General features: G+C 70.5%; 20 protein-coding genes. 10 read left to right on the top strand and 10 right to left on the bottom strand.

Features of this window, described 5'->3' with window-relative positions; genetic code table 11:
* The 6 genes from IEZ08_RS13975 to IEZ08_RS13950 all read right to left on the bottom strand — a co-directional run.
* Window positions 1–1,267, bottom strand: a 1,267-nt coding sequence (locus IEZ08_RS13975; RefSeq protein ID WP_189242263.1) for an AfsR/SARP family transcriptional regulator, incomplete at its 3' end; no start/stop codon positions are given.
* A 150-nt stretch (window positions 1,268–1,417) separates the two neighbouring features.
* Window positions 1,418–2,452: an ABC transporter ATP-binding protein gene (locus tag IEZ08_RS13970; RefSeq protein ID WP_068925564.1), complete on the bottom strand. Its 1,035-nt coding sequence runs from the start codon at window positions 2,450–2,452 to the stop codon at window positions 1,418–1,420.
* On the bottom strand, window positions 2,449–3,627 hold the full coding sequence (locus IEZ08_RS13965; protein WP_068925562.1) for an ABC transporter ATP-binding protein: 1,179 nt from the start codon (window positions 3,625–3,627) through the stop codon (window positions 2,449–2,451). The genes IEZ08_RS13970 and IEZ08_RS13965 overlap by 4 nt, the downstream gene beginning before the upstream one ends.
* Window positions 3,627–4,556, bottom strand: a complete 930-nt coding sequence (locus IEZ08_RS13960) for an ABC transporter permease (RefSeq protein ID WP_307815392.1) — start codon at window positions 4,554–4,556, stop codon at window positions 3,627–3,629. The genes IEZ08_RS13965 and IEZ08_RS13960 overlap by 1 nt, the downstream gene beginning before the upstream one ends.
* Window positions 4,557–4,626: 70 nt before the next feature.
* Window positions 4,627–6,135 carry an ABC transporter permease gene (locus IEZ08_RS13955; protein WP_068925557.1) on the bottom strand — a complete coding sequence of 503 codons (1,509 nt, stop codon included), beginning with the start codon at window positions 6,133–6,135 and terminating at the stop codon, window positions 4,627–4,629.
* 139 nt (window positions 6,136–6,274) lie between these two features.
* Window positions 6,275–7,978 (bottom strand): ABC transporter family substrate-binding protein, encoded by a 1,704-nt coding sequence (locus tag IEZ08_RS13950; RefSeq protein ID WP_229803091.1) that lies wholly within the window; start codon window positions 7,976–7,978, stop codon window positions 6,275–6,277.
* Window positions 7,979–8,657: 679 nt separating this feature from the next.
* Here IEZ08_RS13950 and IEZ08_RS13945 point away from each other — a divergent pair.
* The 5 genes from IEZ08_RS13945 to IEZ08_RS13925 all read left to right on the top strand — a co-directional run bounded on the left by IEZ08_RS13945 (window position 8,658) and on the right by IEZ08_RS13925 (window position 13,349).
* A complete protein-coding gene (locus tag IEZ08_RS13945) occupies window positions 8,658–9,386 on the top strand; it encodes a peptidyl-tRNA hydrolase (protein ID WP_068925554.1) in 729 nt (242 codons plus the stop codon).
* 92 nt (window positions 9,387–9,478) lie between these two features.
* Window positions 9,479–10,462 (top strand): hypothetical protein, encoded by a 984-nt coding sequence (locus IEZ08_RS13940; protein ID WP_189242261.1) that lies wholly within the window; start codon window positions 9,479–9,481, stop codon window positions 10,460–10,462.
* A 145-nt stretch (window positions 10,463–10,607) separates the two neighbouring features.
* A complete protein-coding gene (locus IEZ08_RS13935) occupies window positions 10,608–11,210 on the top strand; it encodes a Maf family protein (RefSeq protein ID WP_068925550.1) in 603 nt (200 codons plus the stop codon).
* A 93-nt stretch (window positions 11,211–11,303) separates the two neighbouring features.
* On the top strand, window positions 11,304–12,164 hold the full coding sequence (locus tag IEZ08_RS13930) for an EI24 domain-containing protein (protein ID WP_189242260.1): 861 nt from the start codon (window positions 11,304–11,306) through the stop codon (window positions 12,162–12,164).
* Between the two features lie 72 nt (window positions 12,165–12,236).
* Window positions 12,237–13,349 (top strand): DUF4192 domain-containing protein, encoded by a 1,113-nt coding sequence (locus tag IEZ08_RS13925; protein ID WP_068925548.1) that lies wholly within the window; start codon window positions 12,237–12,239, stop codon window positions 13,347–13,349.
* A gap of 37 nt (window positions 13,350–13,386) precedes the next feature.
* Here the strand turns inward: IEZ08_RS13925 and IEZ08_RS13920 are convergent, their stop codons facing one another.
* The gene (locus IEZ08_RS13920) at window positions 13,387–13,725 is read right to left on the bottom strand and encodes a hypothetical protein (RefSeq protein WP_068925546.1); all 339 of its coding nucleotides are present in this window, start codon (window positions 13,723–13,725) and stop codon (window positions 13,387–13,389) included.
* 229 nt (window positions 13,726–13,954) lie between these two features.
* On the opposite strand from IEZ08_RS13920, the gene IEZ08_RS13915 reads away from it, so the two are divergent.
* Complete coding sequence (locus tag IEZ08_RS13915; RefSeq protein ID WP_229803090.1) at window positions 13,955–14,521, top strand: DUF1707 and DUF4870 domain-containing protein; 567 nt, start codon at window positions 13,955–13,957, stop codon at window positions 14,519–14,521.
* A gap of 216 nt (window positions 14,522–14,737) precedes the next feature.
* Here IEZ08_RS13915 and IEZ08_RS13910 read toward each other — a convergent pair whose 3' ends face one another.
* Entirely contained in the window at window positions 14,738–16,261 is a 1,524-nt protein-coding gene (locus IEZ08_RS13910; protein ID WP_189242259.1) for an ATP-dependent DNA ligase, read from the bottom strand.
* A gap of 349 nt (window positions 16,262–16,610) precedes the next feature.
* Window positions 16,611–16,985: an FKBP-type peptidyl-prolyl cis-trans isomerase gene (locus tag IEZ08_RS13905; RefSeq protein ID WP_068925540.1), complete on the bottom strand. Its 375-nt coding sequence runs from the start codon at window positions 16,983–16,985 to the stop codon at window positions 16,611–16,613.
* A 138-nt stretch (window positions 16,986–17,123) separates the two neighbouring features.
* Between IEZ08_RS13905 and IEZ08_RS13900 the strand changes: the two genes are divergently transcribed.
* Window positions 17,124–17,891, top strand: coding sequence for an SDR family NAD(P)-dependent oxidoreductase (locus IEZ08_RS13900; protein ID WP_068925538.1), 768 nt, complete (start codon window positions 17,124–17,126; stop codon window positions 17,889–17,891).
* 46 nt (window positions 17,892–17,937) lie between these two features.
* Here IEZ08_RS13900 and IEZ08_RS13895 read toward each other — a convergent pair whose 3' ends face one another.
* Window positions 17,938–19,323 (bottom strand): GH1 family beta-glucosidase, encoded by a 1,386-nt coding sequence (locus tag IEZ08_RS13895; RefSeq protein WP_068925536.1) that lies wholly within the window; start codon window positions 19,321–19,323, stop codon window positions 17,938–17,940.
* Window positions 19,324–20,174: 851 nt separating this feature from the next.
* On the opposite strand from IEZ08_RS13895, the gene IEZ08_RS13890 reads away from it, so the two are divergent.
* From IEZ08_RS13890 to IEZ08_RS13880, 3 genes are all read left to right on the top strand, one after another.
* Window positions 20,175–21,530, top strand: coding sequence for an ABC transporter substrate-binding protein (locus IEZ08_RS13890; protein WP_068925534.1), 1,356 nt, complete (start codon window positions 20,175–20,177; stop codon window positions 21,528–21,530).
* 100 nt (window positions 21,531–21,630) lie between these two features.
* On the top strand, window positions 21,631–22,611 hold the full coding sequence (locus IEZ08_RS13885) for a carbohydrate ABC transporter permease (protein WP_068925533.1): 981 nt from the start codon (window positions 21,631–21,633) through the stop codon (window positions 22,609–22,611).
* Window positions 22,608–23,573 carry a carbohydrate ABC transporter permease gene (locus IEZ08_RS13880; RefSeq protein WP_189242258.1) on the top strand — a complete coding sequence of 322 codons (966 nt, stop codon included), beginning with the start codon at window positions 22,608–22,610 and terminating at the stop codon, window positions 23,571–23,573. Before IEZ08_RS13885 ends, IEZ08_RS13880 begins: the two co-directional genes overlap by 4 nt.
* The last annotated feature ends 103 nt before the right edge of the window (window positions 23,574–23,676 follow it).

Raw genomic sequence — 23,676 nt, 5'->3', positions numbered from 1 at the left:
CCACATGCTCACAGTTGTCCAGCACCAGCAACACCTCCCGCCCGCTCAACGCCGCCACCAGCCTGCTCACCGGATCGGGCGCGCCCACCTGCGCACCCGGTCCGGTGAGTACGCCGGTCTCGTGGACGCCGAGAGCGCCGAGCACCGCCTGCGGCACCTCCGACCCGCCGCTGAGCGGCGCCAGCTCCACGAAGCAGACCTCGCCGGGATGCCTCCCGGCGACCTCGGCCGCCAGCCGGGTCTTCCCGGTGCCGCCGGGGCCGGTGAGCGTGACCAGGCGGGCCCCGGTGAGCAGCGTGCCGATCCGCTCCAGCTCCTCCGCCCGGCCGACCAGGGCGGTGAGCGGGGTGGGCACCCCCCGCCGGGAGACGGGGGCGGCCGGGGGCGGGGGAGGCGGGGTCGCGGGAGCGGCCGGAGACGCGGACGCCGGGGTCGCGGGAGCGGCCGGAGGCGTGGGCGCCGGGGCGTCCAGGGACGGGTCGGCCCGCAGGATCGCGAGGTGGACCGCCGCCAGCTCGGCGGACGGGTCGGCGCCGAGCTCCTCGGCGAGCCGCCGGCGGCAGTCGTCGAAGACGGCGAGCGCGTCGGCCTGCCTGCCGGAGCCGTACAGCGCCCGCATGAGCTGCCCGGCCAGCCGTTCCCTCAGGGGATGGATCCGCAGGAGCTCACGCAGCTCGGGCACGAGGTCGCGGTGCTCACCGAGCGCCAGTCGCGCCTCCGCCCGGTCCTCGGCGGTGGTGACGCGCAGCTCCTCCAGCCGTACGGCCTGCGCCGCTGCGAAGGGCGCGTCGCCGACGTCGGCGAGGGCCGGGCCGCGCCAGAGGCCGAGAGCCTCGTCCAGCGCGCCGGCGGCCCGCCGGTGATCTCCGGCTGCCAGGGCCGCGCGTCCCTCGGCGGCCAGCCGCTCGAAACGGTGGGCGTCGACGTCGTCGGGGCCGACGGCGAGAAGGTAGCCCGCCGGGTGGTGCACGATCAGTTCACCGCCGCCGCCACCGCCGCCGCCACCGCCGGAGCCGCTGCCGGAGCCACCGCCGTCAACGGTCTCGCCGAGCAGGCGGCGGAGCCGGGAGACCTGTGCCTGGAGCGCGTTGGCGGCGTTGGCCGGGGGCTCATCGCCGTACAGGCCGTTGACCAGCCGTTCGGCGGCGACCACCCGGCCCGCGTCCAGGAGCAGCATCGCCAGCAGGGCGCGCAGCCTCGGCCCGCCGACCGCGACGGACCGCCCGCCGAGCCGTACCTCCAGGGACCCCAGAACGCCGAACCACACGATGGGATTGTCCCAGGAGATGCGAGATCACGCGTCACCCGCGGCCGCCCCGGGCCCTCTCCCGCCGTCCCGGAGAACCCGGGGGAGCGGTGCCCGCACAACGCGGCGAGCCGTACGGGAAGGATCCCGTACGGCTCGCACGCGGGGCGCTCAGCGGGCGGTGACCTCGGCGAAGTGGCAGGCCACCGGGTGGCCGTTGCCGCGGTCGACGAGGGCCGGCTCCTCGACGGCGCAGATCTCCTGAGCCTTCCAGCAGCGGGTGCGGAAGCGGCAGCCGCTCGGCGGGTTCAGCGGGCTGGGCACGTCACCGGTGAGGATGACGCGCTCACGGGCGCGCTCCTCCTTCGGGTTGGCCATGGGGGCGGCCGACAGCAGCGCCTGTGTGTAGGGGTGGGCGGGCCGGTCGTAGAGGTCGTCCCGGGGGCCGGTCTCGACGATCTTCCCGAGGTACATCACCGCGACCCGGTCGGAGATGTGGCGGACCACCGACAGGTCGTGCGCGATGAACACGTAGGCCAGGCCGAGCCGGTCCTGCAGGTCCTCCAGCAGGTTCACCACGCCGGCCTGGACCGACACGTCCAGCGCCGAGACCGGCTCGTCCAGGATCAGCAGCTTCGGCTCCAGAGCCAGCGCGCGGGCGATGCCGACGCGCTGGCGCTGGCCGCCGGAGAACTCGTGCGGGTAGCGGTTGCCGTGCTCGGGGCTGAGGCCGACCAGGCGCAGCAGCTCGGCCACCCGGTCCGGGCCGCCGTCCTTCCAGCGGTCGTGGACCCTCAGCGGCTCGGCGATGATGTCGTTGACCGGCAGCTTCGGGTTGAGCGAGGCGTAGGGGTCCTGGAAGACGATCTGCATGTCGCGCCGGACCGGCCGCATCTGCTTGGCCGACAGGCCGACCAGTTCCTTGCCCTGGAAGCGGACCGAGCCCCCGGTGGGCTTGTGCAGCTGGAGGATCGCCCGGCCGGTCGTGGACTTGCCGCAGCCCGACTCGCCCACCACGCCGAGGGTCTCGCCCTCGTCCACGTGCAGGGACACCCCGCTGACGGCCTGGACGTGGGCCACCACCCGGCGTAGGAAACCGCCGCCGCGGACCGGGAAGTTCATCACCAGGTCCTGGACCTTGAGCAGGTGGTCGCCCGTGTCCGGCTCGCGCTGGGGCGCGGGCGTCACATCGGTCTTCACGCTCATGCCACGGTCTCGCTCTCGGTACGGAAGAACTCGGTGGGGTCCTCGGCCGCGGCCAGCTTGTCCCAGTGGTGGCAGGCCGCGAAGTGCCCGCCGCTGTCGGTCTCGGCCAGCGGCGGCTCCTCGGTCCGGCAGATGTCCGTGGCGAGCGGGCACCGGGGGGAGAACGGGCAGCCGGACGGCAGGTTGATCAGCGACGGGGGAGTGCCCTTGATCGGACGGAGCCGGGTCGCGCCGCCGCCCTCCAGCGACGGGATCGAGCCGAGCAGGCCCGCGGTGTACGGCATGCGGGGCTCCTCGAACACCGGGTCGGTCTCGCCGAGCTCGACGGGGCGCCCGGCGTACATGACCAGCACCCGGTGGGCCATGCCCGCGATCACGCCCAGGTCGTGCGTGATGAGCACGATGGCGGCGTTGACCGCGTCCTTGACCTCCAGGAGCTTCTCCAGGATCTGCGCCTGGACGGTCACGTCGAGGGCCGTGGTCGGCTCGTCGGCGATGATGACGTCCGGGTTGTTGATGACCGCCATGGCGATCATCGCGCGCTGGCGCATGCCGCCGGAGAACTCGTGCGGGTAGCTGCGCAGCCGTGTCTCGGCCTGCGGGATGCCGACCAGGTCGAGCATCTCCCGGGCCCGGGCCAGCGCGGTCTTGCGCGGCATCAGCTCGTGCGCGAGCACCGCCTCGGCGAGCTGGTCGCCGATCGTGTGCACCGGATTCAGCGCCGTCATCGGGTCCTGGAAGATCATCGCGATCTTCCGGCCGCGCAGGCCGCGCTGCTTGCGCGCCGACATCTTCAGCATGTCCTCGCCGCGGAAGAGGATCCGGCCCTTGATCCGGGCCGTCCGGGGCAGCAGGCCCATGACGGCCAGCGACGACACGGACTTGCCGGAGCCGGACTCGCCGACGATGCCCAGAACCTCGCGTTCGCGCAGGTTGTAGGAGACGCCGCGGACCGCGTGGACCACGCCGTCCTCGGTGGGGAACTCCACGGTCAGGTTCTCGACCCGGAGGATCTCCTCCTGCGAGGGCGGGCGCACCGCGTCCAGGGTCAGGCCGACGTGCACCTCCTCGGCGGAGTCGAGGATCTGGCCGGACGCCGCCGCGACCGCGGGATCGTCGAAGGTGTGCGGGTCGACCGTGTGGGGCTCGATCGGCACGTTCGGAGGAGTCGTCATTAGGCACGCACCCGGGTCTGTCGGGGGTCGAAGGCGTCACGCAGGCCGTCGCCGATGAAGTTGATCGAGAGTGCGATCAGGATGATGAACAGTCCGGGCCACCAGAACAGCCACGGGCGGACCACCATCGCGCTGCGGTAGCGGCTGATCAGCTGGCCGAGCGAGGTGTCCGGCGCCTGGATGCCGAGGCCGAGGAAGGACAGCGCCGACTCCAGCAGCACCGCGCTGGCGACCGAGAGCGTCGCGGCGACGATGATCACGCCGATGGTGTTCGGCAGGATGTGCCGGAAGATGATCCGCCTGGCCGAGGTGCCGACGGCCCGGGCGGCCTCGACGAACTCCTTCTCGCGCAGGGAGAGGAACTCGCCGCGGACCAGGCGGGCCAGCGTCGGCCAGAGGACCAGGCCGAGGAAGACGCCGAGGACGACGGCGCCGCTGTCGCCCATCATCCGGCCGATGACGGCCGCGATGATGAGGACCGGAATGGTGATCATCACGTCGGTGAGGCGCATCAGCACGGACTCGGTCCCGCCGCGGAAGTAACCGGCCACGGCGCCGACGACGGTGCCGACGACGGTGCCGACGATGCCGACGAGGAAGGCGATGATGAGCGACTGCTGGGCGCCGCGCATGGTCAGCGCGAAGTAGTCGATGCCGATGTCGTCCTGGCCGAAGGGATGCTCGCCGAGGCGGATGCCGTCCCCCCCGAGGAACTCGGGGACCACGCTGAGGGTCGGCTTGCCCTGGTTCACCAGGGCGCCGGTGTCGAGGTAGGTCTTGTCCCACCAGCCGGGGATGCCGGCGAAGCCGATGGAGCTGAACGCCAGGATGACCACGAAACCGAAGAGGATCATTCCGGCGAGGGCGGCGCGGTGCCGGAAGAACCGGCGGCGGACCATCTGCCCCTGGGTCCGGGCGACGATCGTCATTCCCTGCGCGTCTGAGGCGGTGTCAGGCCCCGTCGCCTGCGCATTGAGCGTCATGGTGCTTCTCCGATTTTCAGGACAGCCGGATGCGCGGGTCGAGGTACGCGTAGAGGATGTCGGCGATCATGTTGAAGACGACGATCGCGGTCCCCGTGACGATGAAGAACGCCATGACGGGCGTCGGGTCCACCGTGTCGAGCCCCTCGATGAACAGGTTGCCCATGCCCTGCCACCCGAAGACGTTCTCGGTGACGACCGCGCCGCCGATCACGCCGGCGAAGTCGACGGCCATCAGGGTGGTGACCGGGATGAGCCCGTTGCGGAAGGCGTGCTTGACCACGACGGTCCGTTCGGGCAGGCCCTTGGCGCGGGCGGTGCGGACGTAGTCCTGGTTCATGACCTCCAGCATGCTCGCCCGGCTGTAGCGGGTGTAGGTCGCCAGCGAGATCAGGATGAGCGCCATGCTCGGCAGCAGCAGGTGACCGGCGGAGTCCAGGTTCATCTGCCAGAAGTCGCCCTGGAAGTTGGGGGTGCGCGCGCCGATGGTGGAGATCGGGCGGCCGCGGACGCGCTCGCTGTAGCCGTTGAAGGCCTGGAGCATGCGGTCCACGAAGACGACGCCGCCGGTGAAGAGGCCGGTCAGGACGGCGGCGTTGATCGCCTGGCGGCGCTGGAGCCCGCCGAGGGCGTAGCCGAGGCCGGCGCAGACCGCGACCGTCACCAGGGCCAGGCCGATGATCTCCAACCAGGTCGGGTCCGCGAGGAGCGGGCTGAGCGCCTCGGAGGCGACCGTGCCGAGCAGGGCGGCGCCGAGGGCGGCGTAGAGCGGGCCGCGCGGGTTCAGCCCGGCGGACAGAACCGTGAAACCCACGGCCGCGGCGAGCGAGATGGCCAGGATGAGAGGCAGCCCGAAGCCGGGGTCGGCGAACCAGCGGGTCACCGAGAGCAGGGTGAAGAGCGCGCCGCCGATGAGGAGGCCGGCGGCGAAGGACAGGAGGCGGCGCTTGCGGTCCCCGACGGTGAGGGCGCCGAAGATCAGGCCGGAGAGCAGGGCCAGGGCGCCGATGACGACCGGGGGGATGCTCGGGTCCTTCAGCCAGTTGTTGAACTCGATGGCCATGTACTGCTTGAGCATCACCGCGACCCAGAAGATCGGGAGCGAGAAGCAGACGAAGGCGGCGAAGGTGACGGTGTAGTCGAAGCCGCTGTACTGGCGGAGGGCCGAGATGATGCCGATGACGATGCCGATGATGATGGCCATCACGGTGGCGGCGATGACGAGCTGGAGGGTGGCCGACAGGGCCTCGCCCAGCATGGTCGCCACATCGTGACCGTCGCGGTTCACGCCGAGGTCGCCGCGGGCGACGTTGCCCAGCCAGGTCAGATAGCGGACGGGGATCGGCTCGTCGAGCTGCATGCGTTCGACGCGGTCCGCGATCTTCGCGGCCTTGTTGGGGCTGGCATCCTGGCGGAGATCTTCCAACGGGTCGCCCGAGAGCGCCGTGAGGACGAACATGATGACGGTGGCCGCCAGGAGGACGAAGAACGAGATGACCAGTCTTCGCGCGATGAAGACGATCATTCGTCACCTCCTGCTGTGTGAGGGACTGTAGGTGCGGACCAGGGCCGGGGCCGGGGGCTTGTGCTCCCTGGCCCCGGCCCTGGGGTGGTGGGTGTTCCGTCAACCGCACGCGCGGTGTGGAGGACCTAGGACAGGCGGGTTACGACATCGCCCACTTGTCCATGTTCCAGGTGATGGTCGACTGCGCGGGGTTCGGGACCACACCCTGGATGGTCTCGTCCCAGGCGGTCAGACCGGGGTGCTGGAACAGCGGGATGGTGGCGAGGTCCTCCCACAGGGTCTTCTCGATCTCGGCGATGATCGGGTCCTGCGCGGCCACGTCGACGGTGCTGTTCAGCTTGGCGATCAGCTCGTCGACCTTCTTGTTGGAGTAGCAGCCGTTGTTGTTGCCCTTGCTCTCACCGTCGCACTTCTTCGGCGTGGTGAAGGTGGAGGCCCAGCCGCTGACCAGCGAGGAGCCGGACCAGGCGAACAGCGCGACGTCGTAGTTGTTGGCGGGCATCACGGTGCCGAAGAAGTCCTCGGAACCACCGTCAACGACCTTGAAGCCGGCCTTGTCGCAGGCGTCCTTGATCAGCTGGACCGCGGCGGTACGGCGCGGGTTCGGGGTCTGGTAGCCGATCTTGACCTCGAGGCCCGTCTTGCCGGCCTTCTCCAGGAGGGCCTTGGCGCCCTCGATGTCCTGCTGCGCGTAGGCGCCGGGACCGCCGCTGGCCTGCAGGACCGTGGCGTAGTTCTGCTGGAACGGGGCGACGTTGCGGATGTCCAGGGTCTTGGCGTCGGGAGCGATCGGCTTGATCAGGTTGTCGACGATCAGCTGCCGGGGCACGCACTTGGCGAAGGCCTCACGCAGCGCCTTGTCCTTGAACTCGCTGGAGTCGAAGTTGAAGTCCAGGTGCTCGTAGGTGTACTGGGTGGTGTTGTTGATCTTCACACCCTCCAGAGCCTTGAGCTGGTTGAGCACGTCGGGGCCGGGCTGCGGCTCGACGATCTGGACCTCGCGGTTCTGCAGCGCCTGGGCCTGCTCGTCCAGGGCGATGAAGCGCTCGACGATGGTCGGGGTGGCCGGCGGCGCGCCCCACCACTTGTCGTTGGCGACGAAGGTCAGCGACTGGCCGGCGTCAAGCTTGGAGAGCTTGTAGGGGCCGGAGGACGGGATCAGGTCCTCCGAGGGCAGCGAGCCCTCGATGACCCAGCCCTCGTTGAAGAACTTGATGCCCTTGGCGAGCTTCTTGTGGTCGGCGGCCTTGACCGCCGCGATGAAGTCATCCTCGGACAGGCCGTCCTGCTTGGCGACCACGTGGGCGGGCATGACCTCGGTGGTGCCCGGGCCGTTGGCGTGCCAGTCGGCGAACGGCTTGCTGTAGGTCAGGGTGAACTTCTTGCCACCCTTCTCGCAGTCGGGGACCTTGGTGTCCTGGACGCCGTTGGTGTCGGCGGAGGAGAAGCCCTTGACCTTGCCCGACCTGAAGGCCCACCAGAGCATGACGTCGTCACAGTCGATCGGCGTGCCGTCCGACCAGACCGCCTTGTCGTTGATCGTGTACTCGACGGTCAGCGGGTCGTCGGAGGTCTTCTCGTAGGTGCCGAAGTCCGTGTTCGGAGTGATCTCGCCGTTCTCGCCGTAGATCCAGAAGCCGGTCAGCACGCGCTGCAGGGGACCGGCGTTGCGGGTCGCGTTCTCGGCGACGGTGTTGTTGTTGTAGGAGTGGAACTCCTGCTCGTAGGCATAGGTGATCGTCGAGGCCGCCGGAGCGGAGGCGGGGGCCGAGCCCGTCGCCCCGGGCTCGGTCGCGGAGTTCTCGCCCGCACAGGCGCTCAGCAGGAGTGCACCTCCTGCCACTGCAGCTAGAAACTTGCCAGATGTCCGCGTGTGGAACACGGCAGCACTCCTTCAGTTATCCGGTTTGAGGTCAGCCGCCAGCTATGGTCGAACAAAGCTGAGCATCGTGACTCTGTTCTGGACAAGTAGGACGACAGTGGTGTTGCAGACCTGAGACCGGCAGCGTCCCAACCTGTAACAAACTCGGGCGTGAAGCCTAAAACATCGCAATAGGTGAGGATCGGGAAAAACGTAACCTTTGCCCGAATCGTCCCAGTATTTGAGATGACAGAGAGTAGCCTATCAGTGGTGTGTGGTGGCAATCCGCCCAGGACGACCGGTGATTTCCCTGCCGGAGCCGTCACGGAAGGAGAGATCGTTTCTGACGCTCCGTGATCGGAGGAGGGGGTCCGGTCTTCCCGTCATTGCGAAGAGGGCTTTCGCGGGGCCGTCGGTCCATGGTGCTGGAAAAGTTCCGGAAAGAAGGCCCCTGTCAGCGATTTCGCCGTGAGGTGAGAGGTGCGGGAGGCGGGGGTGGTCGAATCATCCTATGTATTGTGGTTTCACGGAATGTTGCTCTATATATCCCTGCCCCGCGGCCTGCGCCTGGCACTCCGTCTCGGTCCCTCCGTCTCCGTCCCTCCCGTGCCGGTCTGCGCCCAGTGTCCGGACTCTCTCCGGTGCGGGCATCCTTGAGGGCATGACAGATCAGCGTGAGGGCCCGGCGGATCAGCTGGCGGACCAGAAGGTGCTCCCCCTGGTGGTCCGGATCGAGCGGGCCGCCCCGCCCGAACGGACCGACGCCCTGGAGGCGGCGGCGCTGGCCGTGCTGTCGCTGCTCACCGACCCCCGGGCGCTGGAGGGCGAGTGGGCCGAGGCGGTGCGCAGCTGGGGGAACGGCAGGATCAGGAAGGTCGTACGGCGGGCGCGCGGGGCCGAATGGCGGCGGGCGCTCGACCTGCCGGGAATCACGGTCACGCACCGCACCGCGGAGGTCCGTGTCCATCCGCCGATCCCGCTGGACGCCTGGCCCCGGGACCTTGCCCGGCTCCAGGTCTCCGGGACCGACCTGGTCGACTCCGCCGCACCGGGACCGCCCGAGGGCGGGGAGACGGTGCTCTGGATCAACCCGGACCTGTCGATGTCGGCGGGCAAGGCCATGGCCCAGGCAGGGCACGCGGCCCAGCTCGCCTGGTGGGCCGGCGGAGAGGACGCGCGGAGGGAGTGGCGGGAGCGGGGGTTCGCGCTCGCCGTACGGACCGCCTCGCCGGAGATGTGGGCCGCGCTGAGCGGGATGGACCTGCCGACGGTGCGGGACGCCGGGTTCACCGAGATCGAGCCCGGTTCGCGCACCGTCGTCGCGGACGCCCCGTGGTTGCGCGGGGAGGACTTCCGGCCGGCCGGGTGCGGGCCGTCGCGGTCGTCCTGACCACGGGGAACACCGGATGAGGAGGACACTCGTTCCCGAAGTGTGATGGGGATTGCACACACGAAAACGGGATTTGTCGTACGCTCCCGAGCGTGCTGGATGGGCTGGGCGGTACTCAGGGGACTCAGGAGACGGATGTCGCTCCGACGGACGAGGTCGCCGGAACCGGTGCGCCCGAGATGACCGGCACCGCTCGCGGGGCACGTCCCGCGCTCCGCGTCGTGAAGCCCCTCAAGCGTTCCCGCATCGGCGACCTGCGGATGAAAGTGGTCTACCGCGTCCTCGCGGTGGCCGTCGTGCTGATCGCGGCGGCGGTCGCCGTCGTAGCCGGGCTCCTGCCGTCCGGCTCCGCGGAGCAACCGGACGAGGGGAGGCCGGGGCAGATCGCCGCGCCATCTACCGCGGCCCCCTCGTCCGGTCCCACCTCGTCGGCCGCCGTACCCGCCGCCGCGAGCAACCCCACGGCGGTGAGCAGCCCCACGGCGGTGAGCAGCCCCACGGCGGAGGCCGCTCCCGCGCCGGACGACAGTGCGGTCAAAGCGGCGCTGGCCGATCCCCGGGTGCCGGAACTGCCCGCCGACAAGCGGCTCGGCCGTCTCCCCGGCAAGGCGAGCTCCAGCAAGAGCCGCATCAGCGACGAGAAGTCCGGAGTGTCGCTGATCCGGTTCGGCAAGCCGTGGAAGCCCTATGGCGCCTCCCCCTTCGCCACCCGGCAGGTGCTGCCGCCGGTACGGGGCGCCGGGCACCGGGCGATGCTGGTGAGCTGCCCGGTCCCCACCCTGGTGCAGGCCACTCTGAAGGACACCGCCCTCATCGCGGCCCGCTGGACGCTCAACCACCACCCGAAGGGCGGCCGGATCAGCTGGGTCGCCTCCCAACCGATCAAGGACGGCTGGCTGCTCGCCTACAAGGTGGTGTACAAGATGAAGGGCAAGGCCCGCTCCTCCATGGCGGCCGTCGCGGTGACCGAGGTCGCCGGGTCGAAGCCCGCCCTCGTCTTCGTGACGATCCCCGACTCCCAGCGCACCCGCTGGCGTGACATCAACACGGTGGCGACGTCGATCAGGCCGGTGTGACCCGGGCGGGGGAACGGCCGGATCACACCGCCCCGCGGACGGGCCGGACGGCCGCCGCAGACGCGCAACCCCGCGACCCGGTCTGCCGGAACGGTCCGGCCGGAGCCGGCGGAAAGTCCGGCGCCCATCGGTAAGCTGGGCCGACGTGACCCAGATCGTGCTCGCCTCCGCGTCTCCCGCCCGCCTCGCCCTGCTCCGCAGCGCCGGACTCGACCCCAAAGTGATCGTCAGCGGGGTGGATGAGGAAGCCGTCACCGCCGACACCCCGGCCGCCCTCTGCCTCACCCTGGCGAGGATGAAGGCGGCGGCCGTGGCACAGGATCTCAACGACTCCCTGGTCATCGGCTGCGACTCGGTGCTGGAGCTCGACGGCAGGGCCTACGGCAAGCCGTCCTCCGCCGAGGACGCCGCAGCCCGCTGGCGGAGCATGCGCGGAAGGAGCGGCCGCCTGCTCACCGGTCACTGCGTGATCGACGTCTCGACCGGCCGCGAGGTCGCGGAGGTCGCCGCCACCACCGTCCGCTTCGGGACCCCCACGGACGACGAGATCGCCGCCTACGTCGAGACCGGGGAGCCTCTCAAGGTCGCGGGCGCCTTCACCCTGGACGGTCCCGGCGGCTGGTTCGTGGACGGCATCGACGGCGACCACGGCAACGTCCTGGGCATCTCCCTCCCCCTCCTGCGCCGCCTCTTCGCCGCCTTGGACGTCGCCGTCCCCTCCCTCTGGCGCCCTCTCCCGGCCCGGTAGTCCCCAAGCCCCGGCACCGGTGCGGCGGGTCGTGGCGCGGCGGTCCCCGGCGCCGTCGCGCGGTGACCAGCCGATCCCGATAGCCTTCACGGCATGGGTGTAATCCGCTCTTTCAAGGACGGCATCGGCTTTTTCCTCCAGGGACTGCGCTGGGTGGCCCGGCACCCCCGGTGGTGGCTGTTCGGGCTGGTCCCCGCGCTGATCGTGTTCGTCCTGTACGCCGTCGGGCTCTACTTCCTCGGGGTCAACGCGGGAGGCATGGCCGAGTGGGCGACACCCTTCGCCGACGGATGGACCGAGGCGGCCAGGAGCGCCTTCCGCTTCCTGGTCGGGGTGGTGTTCCTGGGCGCCGGACTGGTGCTGGCCGTGGTGACCTTCGCCGCGGTGACCCTCGTCCTCGGTGAGCCGTTCTACGAGAAGCTCTCCGAGAAGGTGGAGGAGTCCTACGGCGAGGTGCCCCGTGATCACGAGGTGCCGTTGTGGCGGTCGATCCCCAGGTCGATCAAGGACAGCCTGGTCACCCTCGGCTACCTGCTGTTGTTCACGATCCCGCTGTTCTTCCTCGGGTTCGTGCCGGTGATCGGGCAGACGGTGGTCCCGGTGCTCGGCGCCATGGTCTCGGGGTTCTTCCTCACCGTGGAGCTCACCGCGCTGGCCATGGAGCGCCGGGGCCTGGCGCGCAAGAACCGCTTCGCCGTGCTCCGTGCGAACAGGGCCTCCGCCCTCGGGTTCGGCGTGCTTGTCTTCCTGCTCTTCCTCATCCCCCTGGGAGCGGTGATCGCGATGCCCGCCGCCGTGGCGGGCGCGGCCATCATGGTCCGGACGCGGCTGGCACCCGCCGTCGCCCCCTCCGGGGCCGGGCAGCCCGGACACCTCCCGCCGGGTACCGTACGGCCAGGGGCGGTGCCGCCCGGGCAGTTCCCGTCCGGTGGTGCTTTTCCACAGGGACGCTGAACCGCCGGCGGCCGTCCACAGGACTCCCGGGTGGAGAGAACGCCGTAGCCGGATCCGGCCAGACTTCCGGCCATGACAACCGACATCCCGGCCCAATGTCCCGGTCTCCTGCTGGGTTCCACGGAGGACCTCCTCGGCGCGGTGCCCTACCTGCTGGGATTCCATCCCGCCGACAGCCTCGTCGTGATCGGCCTGAGGGGAGCGCCGCCCCGGGCCCGCCTGCACCTCACCGCCCGGTGGGACCTGCCGCTGGCCGTCCCGGAGGTCGACCGGGTCGTCTCGCTGCTGGGCAAAGAGGAGATCACGCGGGCCGTCGTCGTGGGATACGGCCGGGGGCCTCTGGTGACCCCGGCGGCCGACGCCGTCATCACGTCGTTGCGGGAGGAGCGGATCGCGCTCCTCGACGTGCTCCGGGTGGAGGACGGGCGCTACTGGTCCTATCTCTGCTCGCGCGCCGACTGCTGCCCGCCCTCCGGCACGCCGTACGATCGGGAGAGCGGCGTGATCGCGGCGCAGGCCACGGTGCACGGGCTGACCGCCCTGCCCGACCGTGCCGCCCTGGAACGCTCGCTGGCCCCCCTCGAAGGGCCCGAACGGGCGGCTATGGGCCGGGCCACCGCCCGCGTCCTGGAAGGACTGCGCATCCGGCTCGCTGAGTGCGAGGACGCCGACAGGTTCGCGGGGGAGTTCGTCGCGGGCGGGATCGCCCGGGTGCGCGAGGCTCTGGAGGTCTACGCCTCGGGCGGGCGGCTCGACGACGAGCAGGCGGCCAGGCTCGGCCTCGATCTCGCGATGATCCGGGTCCGTGACGAGGCCTGGGCACTGATCGCCGGCAAGGACCGCGACGTCCATCACCGGCTCTGGCGGGATCTCACCCGACGGCTGGAGCCGGAGTTCGCGGCTCCGGCCGCTTCCCTGCTCGCCATGACCGCCTGGTGCCAGGGAGACTCCGCCCTGGCGGGGATGGCTCTGGCCCGGGCCCGGGACGCCGACTCCGGCTACTCCATGGCCAACCTGCTCACGCAGGCGCTACGCCGTATGCTCCCGCCGCAGGCGCTCAACGACAGGATGCCCAGCCCGGAAGAACTCGATGAGGAGATGGGCGCTCCCCGGGCCTCCTGGCTGCTTCCGGTGACGGCCTTCCTGGGGGAGGCGCCTCCCGACGCGATCGCCCTGGCCGGATGACCACCGGGTCCAGCCGATCGCGGGCGGCGGCCGGCGATCAGCCCTCTTCGCGCTTGCGGCGCTCGTTGTAGGCCCGCATCCGGGCCGGATAACCGGTGAGCTGCACGTCGTAGACAGGAAGGGCGAGGTTGCGGGCTATCTTGCCGATCACCGCGGGGGAACCGACCCGGCGCCGGGTCCACTCGCCGTCGTCGGCCACGGCGACGGCCGTGGTGTCCGTGGCGAAGGTCTCCGGTTCGACGTAGAACTCCACACCCCGCCGTGACTTCGCGAAGGCGATGAGCGCCTCGATGTCGGCGTCGTTCGCCTCACGATCGAACTTGGCGATCCTCGGTCCGCGCAGACGCCTCAACCCATAGCGATCCCGCCATCTCATGTTCCTTTTTATACATCCCTGGGCCATTCCATGGCGGACTCCAGGGAGGACTCTCGGGGACAGGTAAGGGAGAACCCGGATGTGCTGGGCGCCCCCGCCGGACGAACATGGAGGTCACAACGACGAAAGGGAGTTCGGTTCCATGGCAGGCACAGCGACACCGCCGGCGAATCCATGGCACGGGCACGTTCCGGCAGCGGGCCCGAGGCCGGGCTACGCCGATCTCAGAGTGAGCAACCAGGACCGTGAGCAGGTGGTCGAGCACGTCAAGGCGGCCTACGCGGAGGGGAGGCTGGACAAGCTCGAGTTCGACGACCGGCTGGAGCGGGCGATGACGGCCCGGGTCCACGGCGACCTCATGCCGATCATGCACGAGCTGTACGGCACTCGCGGGCCGGCACCGTACCCGCCCACGCGGAGTGCGGTCATTCCGGCCCCGGGCTACGGCAACGGTCCCGGCTGCGGCGGGGCGCGGGCGGGCAGCGGCGGAGACCGCGTGGGAGCGGCGGCGGCTCACCTGCTCCCGCTGCTGACCGGACTGGTCGTGCTCGGACCTCTGATCATGCTGCTGGCGGCGGGCAGGACCTCGCCCTACATCCGAAGGCACGCGGTAGAGGCCCTCAACTTCCAGCTGACCCTGATCGGCGCCTCCGTCCTGCTCGGGATCACGGTCGTCGGCGCCGTGCTGATCCCCGTGCTCTGGGTCGCGGGCGTGGTGCTGTCCGTGGTCGGCGGTGTGGCGGCTCTGGGAGAGGGGAACTTCCGTTACCCGTTCACCCTTCGTCTGGTGAAGTGACCCCGCCTCCCGCTGCGAAGGATCGTCACTCCGGGCGGACGGGAGCGTTCGGAGTGCGGGGGTCCGTCGGGGCCGGGGCGGGGAACGCCCGGGCCGGGAAGGCGGGGCCGGGGTCACGGAGGTCGAGAGGAGACGGGGCCGAATCCCAGGAGCTTGAGTCGTGGGGGCCTGGGTCGTGGGGGCCTGGCTCCTGGGTGAGGTGGAGGGGCCGGGGGGTCAGAGCATCAGGGAACGGACGGTGTCCACGGTGTCGGCCTGGTCGGCGGTCTTGTCGGGACGGTAACGGATGACCCGTGCGAAGCGCAGGGCCATGCCACCGGGGTAACGGCTGGAGCGCTGGACGCCGTCGAAGGCGATCTCGACGACGAGCTCGGGGCGGACGGCGACGGTCCAGTCGTCGGTGGGGCCTTCGGCGAGTTCCAGGAAACGTTCGGTCTGCCAGGTGAGGAGCTCGTCGGTCAGGCCTTTGAAGGTCTTGCCGAGCATGACGAAGCCGCCGCCGGGGTCGCGGGCTCCCAGATGGAGGTTGGACAGCCAGCCCTCCCGGCGGCCGCTGCCCCATTCGGCGGCGAGAACGACCAGGTCCAGCGTGTGCCGGGGCTTCACTTTGATCCAGCCTGCGCCCCGCCGCCCCGCCGCGTAGGGGGTCTGCAGCGACTTCACCACCACGCCTTCGTGACCCTCCCTGATCACCTCGGCGAAGAACGCCTCGCCGCTCGTGGCGTCGTCGGTGACCAGCCGGGGCGTGACCAGCTCGGGTGGAACGGTCCGGGCGAGCGCCGCGTGGCGTTCCTCGCCGGGCAGATCGAGGAGGTCGACGCCGTCCACCCGCAGCGCGTCGAAGAAGAACACGCTCAGCGGTGTGGCCCGGCGGGCCTTGTCAACGTCGGTCCGGCTGGCCACACGACCGGAGGTGACCTGGAAGGGGGCGGGGCGGCCGTCCGGCCGCAGGGCGATGACCTCCCCGTCGAGCACCAGATCCGCGGCCGGGAACGCGCGGACCGCCTCGACCACTTCGGGCACCTGCCCGGTGATCTCGTCGAGGGTGCGGCTGAACACGGACACGGCGTCGCCGGAACGGTGCACCTGGATGCGGACGCCGTCCAGCTTCCACTCGATGGCGGCCGGACCGCCGAGCTTGTCCAGCGCCGCCGCGACGGAGGCGGCGCTCTGCGCCAGCATCGGCGCGACCGGGCGGCCCACCTCCAGGTGGAAGGCCCGCAACGCCTCGACCCCGCCGCTCAGCGCGGCCGCGCCCACGGCGGGCAGCCAGCCCCGCAGGGTCAGGGCCCGCCGCACCTCGGCGGCCGGTGCTCCCGCCGCCTTCGCGATGGCCTCGACCATCACCCCTTCCAGCGCGCCCTGCCGCAGCTCGCCGCGGATCAACCGGGACAGGAAGGTCTGCTCGGGAGCGGTGAGCGCGGCGAACAGTTCCGTTACCAGGGCCTTGCGCGCTGCCTGGGAGCCCGGGCCGGCCTGGGCCTTGACCCGGCTGAGCAGGTCGTCGACCTGGCGCAGGGTCGCGGTCGCGGCGAGCCGGGGATCGGGGAGGTCGCGCAGGCTCGTCCAGCCGACGCCGATCTGCCGCTGGGGCAGGTCGCCTGAGAGGTAGGCGATGGCGATCTCCGCCTCGTCGGGTTCCACCCGGCCGAGCAGCTCTGCGAGGTGGCGGATCTTCGCCAGCCGGGCGGAGTCGGCGGCCACGGCCGCGGAGGTTCGGGCGAGATCGATCAGCAGCACAGGAATCAGCCTATGAGCTGAGGGCGACAATCCGGCAGAGCGGTCCCGGGATTCCCTATCGATCTACACCGTAAAGCGGAGAGGTGTTCTTCGCCGCCGACGCACCGTACGGCGGCGCCGGAGACCACCGTCACCCACCTCGTCGTACCGGCGCCGGAAGAGCCTCACCAAGGGAGGCGGCAGTCGGTGCAGGGGAGGCGGCAGAGCGGTGCGGCCGGGCGGTGCGGGGAGAGGGCTGGAAAACGGGGCCGGGCGGTGCGGGAAGGGCGCCGTGTATGGGAGGAGGGAAGGGCGCCGTGTATGGGAGGAGGGAAGGGCGCCCGGCGTGGTGGCCGGGCACCCGGGGGTGTCAGCGGACGCCGAGCAGGTCCACGACGAAGATGAGGGTCTCACCGGGCTTGATGACGCGGCCCGCGCCGCGGTCGCCGTAGCCCAGGTGGGGCGGGATGACGAGGCGGCGGCGGCCGCCGACCTTCATGCCCGCCACGCCCTGGTCCCATCCCGCGATGACCTGACCAGAGCCGAGCGAGAACTCGAAGGTGTCACCCCGGTTCCAGGAGGCGTCGAACTCCTCGCCGGTGGAGAAGGCGACGCCGACATAGTGCACGCTCACCTGGTGACCAGGCTTGGCCTCCGGGCCGGTCCCCTCGACGATGTCGATGATCTGCAGCTCCTTGGGCGCGTCGCCCTCCGGGAAGTCGATCTCCGGCTTCTCCAGTGCCACGTGGTCTCTCCTTGATCGGATAGGTGCCGGCCGAGGTCCAACCGGCCGGACGACTCTACGGGGTTCACGGCCTCGGGGGTGACAGGAGGACGTGACGGCTCTTGCGTCGTACGCTCATGGAGATCGTGAGGAGGCGGGATGCGTACGCCGTACGGGCCGGAGGAGATCCTGGTCACCGGGAAGGTCGCGGTTGTGACCGGCGCCGCGAGGGGACTGGGCAGGGCTATCGCGGAGATCTTGCGGAGTTTCGGCGCCGAGGTGGCGCTCTGTGACCGGAAGCCGATCGACGGGTTCGGCGACGCGTTCACCATGACCATGGACGTGCGTGATCCGATGGCGCTGGAGGTGTTCGCCCAGGCGGTCGAGGAGCGGTTCGGCCGGGTGGACGTGCTGGTCAACAACGCGGGGGGCACCTTCCACGCGGCTTTCGCCGACGTCTCGCCGCGGGGCGAGAACATGTTGATCGAGGAGAACTTCACGCAGGTCACCGCAGTGATCCGGAGGTTCCTGCGGCTGATGCCCGAGGGCTCCTCGATCGTCAACGTGACCTCCAGCGAGGCGCACCAGGCCGCCCCCGGGTTCGCGGTCTACGCGGCGATGAAGGCGGCCGTGGAGAGCCTCACCCGGTCGCTGGCGCTGGAGCTGGCTCCGCTGGGGATCCGGGTGAACGCCGTCGCCCCCGACGCCCTGCCCACCGGAGGGGAGGAGGCGGTCCGGGAGCGGATGCTGGCCGATCCGCTGCCCTTCGAGCCGGTACGGCTGCCGCCGCTGGGGCGCCTCGGCGATCCGGCGGACGCCGCCGCGGCGGTGGTGTTCCTGGTGAGCCCGATGGCCGGGTTCATCACCGGGACCACCCTGCACGTCGACGGGGGCATCAACGCGGGGGGCGGCTGGCGCAGGGTCTGACCCCGGGGGCCGTTTCCCGGAAACGGTCCCCGGGACCGGGGCGAGGTCAGGCCCGCAGGCCGTTGTTCCGGATGACCTCCCGGTACCACAGGGCGCTGTCCTTGGGCGTCCGGCGCTGGGAGGCGTAGTCGACGTGGACCAGGCCGAAGCGCTTGGCGTATCCCTCGGCCCACTCGAAGTTGTCCATCAGCGACCACACCAGGTACCCGCGGAGGTCGACCCCGGCGGTGAGCGCGGCGTGCGCGGCGCGGAAGTGCCCGTCGAGGTAGGCGATCCGCCGCTCGTCGGCGACCCGGCCGTCGGTGAGCACGTCGTCGAAGGCGGCGCCGTTCTCGGTGATGACCAGGGGGGTGCCCGGGTAGTCGCGGGCGACCCTGGTCAGCAGCTCGGTGAGGCCGGACGGCACGACCGACCAGCCCATCGCGGTCTTCTCCTCCTCGCCCTGGACGAACGCGATGCCCTCGCTGCCCGGGTGGACCGGGTTGGCGGGCTGCCCGGCGCGCGTCTCGACCCGGGTGGGGCTGTAGTAGTTGATGCCGAGCAGGTCGACGGGGGCGGAGATGAGGTCCAGGTCGCCGTCGCGGACGAAGGACCAGTCGGTGAACCTGCGGGTGCGCTCGACGACGTCGGCGGGGTACTCGCCCTTCAGGACCGGGTCGAGGAAGATCCGGTTGTGCAGGCCGTCGATGATCGCGATGGCCTCGGGGTCGGGACCGCTGATGGGGGCGAGGTTGAGGGTGATGCCGACCTGTGCCGCCCCCGCGGCACGCAGTTCGGCGGTGGCCAGCCCGTGGCCCAGCAGCAGGTGGTGGACCGCGGCGAAGGCGGCCCCCGGCTCGGCGCGGCCGGGCGCGTGGATCCCGCAGCCGTAACCGAGGAAGGAGGAGCACCAGGGCTCGTTGAGGGTGGTCCAGGTCTGGACCCGGTCGCCGAGCCTGCCGTACACGACGGCGGCGTACTCGGCGAAGCGCTCGGCGGTCTCCCGGCTGGTCCAGCCGCCCCGGTCCTCCAGGGACTGCGGCAGGTCCCAGTGGTAGAGCGTCACGATGGGCGTGATGCCGTGGTCGTGCAGCTCGTCGACGAGCCGCTCGTAGAAGTCCAGGCCGCGCGGGTTGGCCGGGCCGGACCCGTCCGGCTGGATCCGGGGCCAGGCGATCGAGAAGCGGTAGGCCTGCATTCCGAGGTCGGCCATCATGGCCACGTCCTCGCGGTAGCGGTGGTAGTGGTCGCAGGCCACCTCGCCGGTGTGGCCGCCCACGACCTTGCCGGGAGTGCGGGAGAAGGTGTCCCAGATGGACGGCGCGCGGCCGTCCTCGCGCGCCGCTCCCTCGATCTGGTAGGCGGCGGTCGCGGTTCCCCAGAAGAAGCCCGGCGGGAAGGTCAGGTCGCCCGCGGGTTCGCCGGAGGTCTCCGCGGATAGCTCAGTGGACATTCCTGTGGACAGGCTCATTCTTCGCCGCCCCTTTCGCCTCGCCGTCAATCCGCCTCGCCCCGTGCGGCAGAGAGCGCTCTCACACAGCATCGGGGCAGCCGAACGGGCATGTCAAGGAGGATGCTCCTGAACCTTGGGAAAGGCCAGGAAGACCTGCCGGAGAGGCGTCCGCGTCCGGCCCGGTACCCATAAGAGAGCGCTCTCTCAAAGGGTTTCGGCCGGAGACTCCGCCCGTCCGCGGACCCGGCGCCGGGAAGACGCCCTCCGGTGCCCCGGCGACCTGCTCCGCCACGGCGTCCTCGCATTTTGGGAGCGCTCCCACAACTCCGGAAGCGTACCCTCTCCTTTCCCTGGGAGCCAGGCGGGCCGTTCCGTGAGGTGATCGGGAGACACGCTGTGCTGACTCCTCCGGCGGTTCTGCCGCTCCCCGTGGCGGCCGCTCGGCGGGTTCCGTCGTCCTCCGGTGTCCCGCACCACCGCGGGCGACCCGGTGCCCGGGGCGCGACGTGCCGTACGCCGCCGGCCGGTGGTCGAGCGGGGCTCCGCCTGGCGTATATTCGAGAGCGCTCTCACTTCCGCTCCTCCCGCGCTCCTCCGCGCCTCCCGGGGCGAGAAGGGTGAAACTCCGCCTTATCAAGTCCGTAACCGTAGTGTCACGGACGTTGACACCATATCGGCCCCACCGCAAAGCTCAGAGAGCGCTCTCACCGGCGTGTGGGCTGCTCGGTCACCACAGCGGGACGCGGGCTCGCGCGGCGGCCTGCGGGCGTCGTGAGGTAGCCGGTCGACCCGCCGGACGGGTCCGACCCGCCGGACGGGTCCGACCCGGCAAAGTAATGGAGGAAGGGTCCATGTCACTCCTCTCTCGTCCCGCCCGTGTCGCCCTGGTCGCGGGCGGCGTGGGTCTGGCGCTGGCCGTCACCGCATGCGGCTCGGCCACGCCGGGCACCTCGGCGGCGGGCGGCAGCGGCACATCCGCCGACTGCGCGCCGTTCACGCAGTTCGGCAAGCATGACGGCAAGAAGGTCTCGATCTACTCGCCGATCCGCGATGTCGAGGCCGACCTGTTCCAGCAGGCCTGGGCGCCGTTCGAGAAGTGCACCGGGATGAAGATCACATATGAGGGCACCGGCGAGTTCGAGGCGCAGATCCAGGTCCGCTCCGACGGCGGCAACCCGCCGGACCTCGCGTTCTTCCCGCAGCCCGGTCTGCTGGAGCGCTTCGCCGGGGCAGGCAGGATCAAGCCCGCCCCCGCAGAGGTGAAGAAGCTCGCCGAGCAGAACTGGTCGGCGGACTGGGTGGAGTACGGCACGGTCGACGGGACCTTCTACGCCGCCCCGCTGGGCGCCAGCGTGAAGTCCTTCGTGTGGTACTCGCCGGGCATGTTCAAGGAGAAGGGCTGGGCCGTCCCCACGACCTGGGACGAGCTCATGAAGCTCAGCGAGACCATCGCCGCCGCCGGGATCAAGCCCTGGTGCGCGGGCATCGAGTCCGGTGAGGCCACCGGCTGGCCCGCCACGGACTGGATCGAGGACGTGCTCCTGCGCGAGCTCGGTCCCCAGGGCTACGACGACTGGGTGGCTCACAAGATCCCCTTCAACGACCCCAAGGTCGTCGCCGCGGTCGACCGGGTCGGCGCGATCCTGAAGAACGACAACTTCGTCAACGGCGGGTACGGTCCGGTCAAGAGCATCGCCAGCACCGCCTTCCAGGAGGGCGGCGTGCCCATCACCGAGGGCAGGTGCGCGCTGCACCGCCAGGCCTCCTTCTACGCCAACTTCTGGCCCGAGGGCACCGAGGTGGCCGAGGACGGCGACGTGTTCGCCTTCTACCTGCCCGGCAACGACCCGGCCGAGAAGCCGGTGCTGGGCGCGGGCGAGTTCGTCGCGGCCTTCGCCGACCGCCCCGAGGTCCAGGCCGTCCAGGCCTACCTGGCCACCGGTGACTTCGCCAACGCCCGCATGAAGCTGGCCACCTACGTCTCGGCCAACAAGGGCGTCGACATCGGCAACGCGCAGAACCCGATCGACAAGCTCTCCATCCAGATGCTCCAGGACCCGGACACCGTCTTCCGGTTCGACGGCTCCGACCTGATGCCGGCCGCGGTCGGCGCGGGCGCCTTCTGGAAGGGCATGACCGACTGGATCAACGGCAAGGAGACGAAGGAGACCCTCGACTTCATCGAGGCCTCCTGGCCGAAGTCCTAGGCGGGTCCCGGGGCGGGGAGGACAACCCCGCCCCGGGACGAGGGCATCCGGCGGAGCCGGGCGTTCCCGTACCGCACGACCCTTTCGGGAGTCCCCCTCGATGAACCTCGACTTCGACTTCGCCGCGGAGCAGCCGAAGCTCGTGCAGCTGCTGCTGGGCGTCGTCGCGTTCTGCGCGGTGGTGGCCCTGCTGCTGCTCGTGCTCGACCGCGCGCCGATGCGGCGGCGGGCGCGGCTGCACGCGGCCGTCCTGCTCGCCCCGGCACTCGTCCTGCTCGCGATCGGGCTGGTCGTGCCGGCGGTGCGCACCACCCTGCTGTCGTTCATGAGCGGCGACGGCACCGCGTGGGTGGGGCTCGACAACTACATCTGGATGTTCACCCAGCCCGAAGCGGTGACGGTGCTGCGCACCACCCTCGTCTGGGTCGCGCTCGTCCCCGTCCTGGTCACAGCGGTGGGCCTGCTCTACGCCGTCCTGGTCGACCGCACCCGCTTCGAGTCGCTCGCCAAGTCGCTGGTCTTCCTCCCGATGGCCATCTCCTTCGTGGGCGCGGGCATCATCTGGAAGTTCGTCTACGCCTACCGGCCGGAGGGCGCCGACCAGATCGGCCTGCTCAACCAGCTCGTGGTGGCCTCCGGCGGCACGCCCCGGCAGTGGTTGCAGGAGCCTCCGTTCAACACGCTGTTCCTCGTCGTGGTGATGGTCTGGATCCAGGCGGGCTTCGCCACCGTGGTCCTGTCTGCCGCGATCAAGGGCATCCCCGCCGAGATCGTCGAAGCCGCCAGGCTCGACGGCGCCTCGCCGGTCCAGATGTTCCTCCGGGTGACGCTGCCCAGCATCCGCCCGGCCCTGATCGTGGTGCTGGTCACCCAGTCGATCGGCACGCTCAAACTGTTCGACATCGTGCGCACCATGACCGGCGGTCAGTTCGACACCAGCGTCATCGCCAACGAGATGTACAACCAGGCGTTCCGGTACGGCGAGACCGGCAAGGGCGCGGCGCTCGCGGTCTTCCTGTTCGTCCTCGTCACGCCCATCGTCGTCTACCAGATCCGCCAGCGCCGGGAGGCCGTCCGATGACGACTGTTTCGAGCACCGTCACGGTGGTGCGGCCCGGCGCCGAGGACGCCGGGGGCGCCGCCCGGCGCGTCCGGAGAAGCCTGACGAGCCGGACCGCCAGCGCCGTGGCGATCGTCATCGCGCTGCTGTGGACCACCCCGACCTTCGGGCTGTTCCTGTCGTCGCTGCGGCCCGAGGACCAGATCAAGAGCACCGGCTGGTGGACGTTCTTCTCCGCTCCGGACCTCACTCTGGAGAACTACCAGCAGGTGCTCTTCGGCACCTCCTCGTCCTCCGGGCGGATGGCCGGCTTCCTGATCAACTCGATCGTCATCACGATCCCGTCGGTGCTGTTCCCGCTGGCCTTCGCCGCCCTCGCGGCGTACGCGCTGGCCTGGGTGCCCTTCCGCGGGCGCGACTGGGTCTACATCGGGATCTTCGCCCTGCAGGTCGTACCGCTGCAGATGGCGCTGGTGCCGCTGCTGTCCTTCTTCTCGGAGGGGGTCTCGGTCTCCGGCGTCCAGCTCCTGCCCGCCTGGGAGCTGGAGGGCACGGCCCGCTTCGCGCAGGTGTGGTTCGCGCACACGTGCTTCGCCCTGCCGCTCGGGGTCTTCCTGCTGCACAACTTCATGTCGGAGCTGCCCGGCGAGCTGATGGAGGCGGCCAGGGCGGACGGCGCGACCCACGGAGTGATCTTCCGTGCGATCGTCCTGCCGCTGGTCGCGCCCGCGCTGGCCGCCTTCGGTATCTTCCAGTTCCTCTGGGTGTGGAATGATCTGCTGGTAGCTTTGATCTTCGCCGGCGGCACCGCCGAGACGGCCCCCATGACGGTCCGGCTCGCGCAGATGGCCGGGACGAAGGGCAACGAGTGGCAGCGCCTGACGGCCGGGGCGTTCGTCTCGGTGATCATCCCGCTGATCGTCTTCCTGTCGATGCAGCGGTACTTCGTACGGGGCCTGCTGGCGGGCAGTGTCAAGGGCTGAGCCGTCGAGGCTGGGCCGTCAAGGATCGGTCATCCGTGCCTCCGCCCGTCCCCCTCGGACGGCGGCCCGGATGGGTTATCGTCATGGCTATTCCTGTTCTGGA

Source organism: Planobispora rosea, assembly GCF_014648175.1.
Taxonomy (GTDB): domain Bacteria; phylum Actinomycetota; class Actinomycetes; order Streptosporangiales; family Streptosporangiaceae; genus Planobispora; species Planobispora rosea.
The sequence above is the reverse complement of the archived record's forward strand: the minus strand, read 5'-3'. Positions and strand labels throughout refer to the sequence as shown.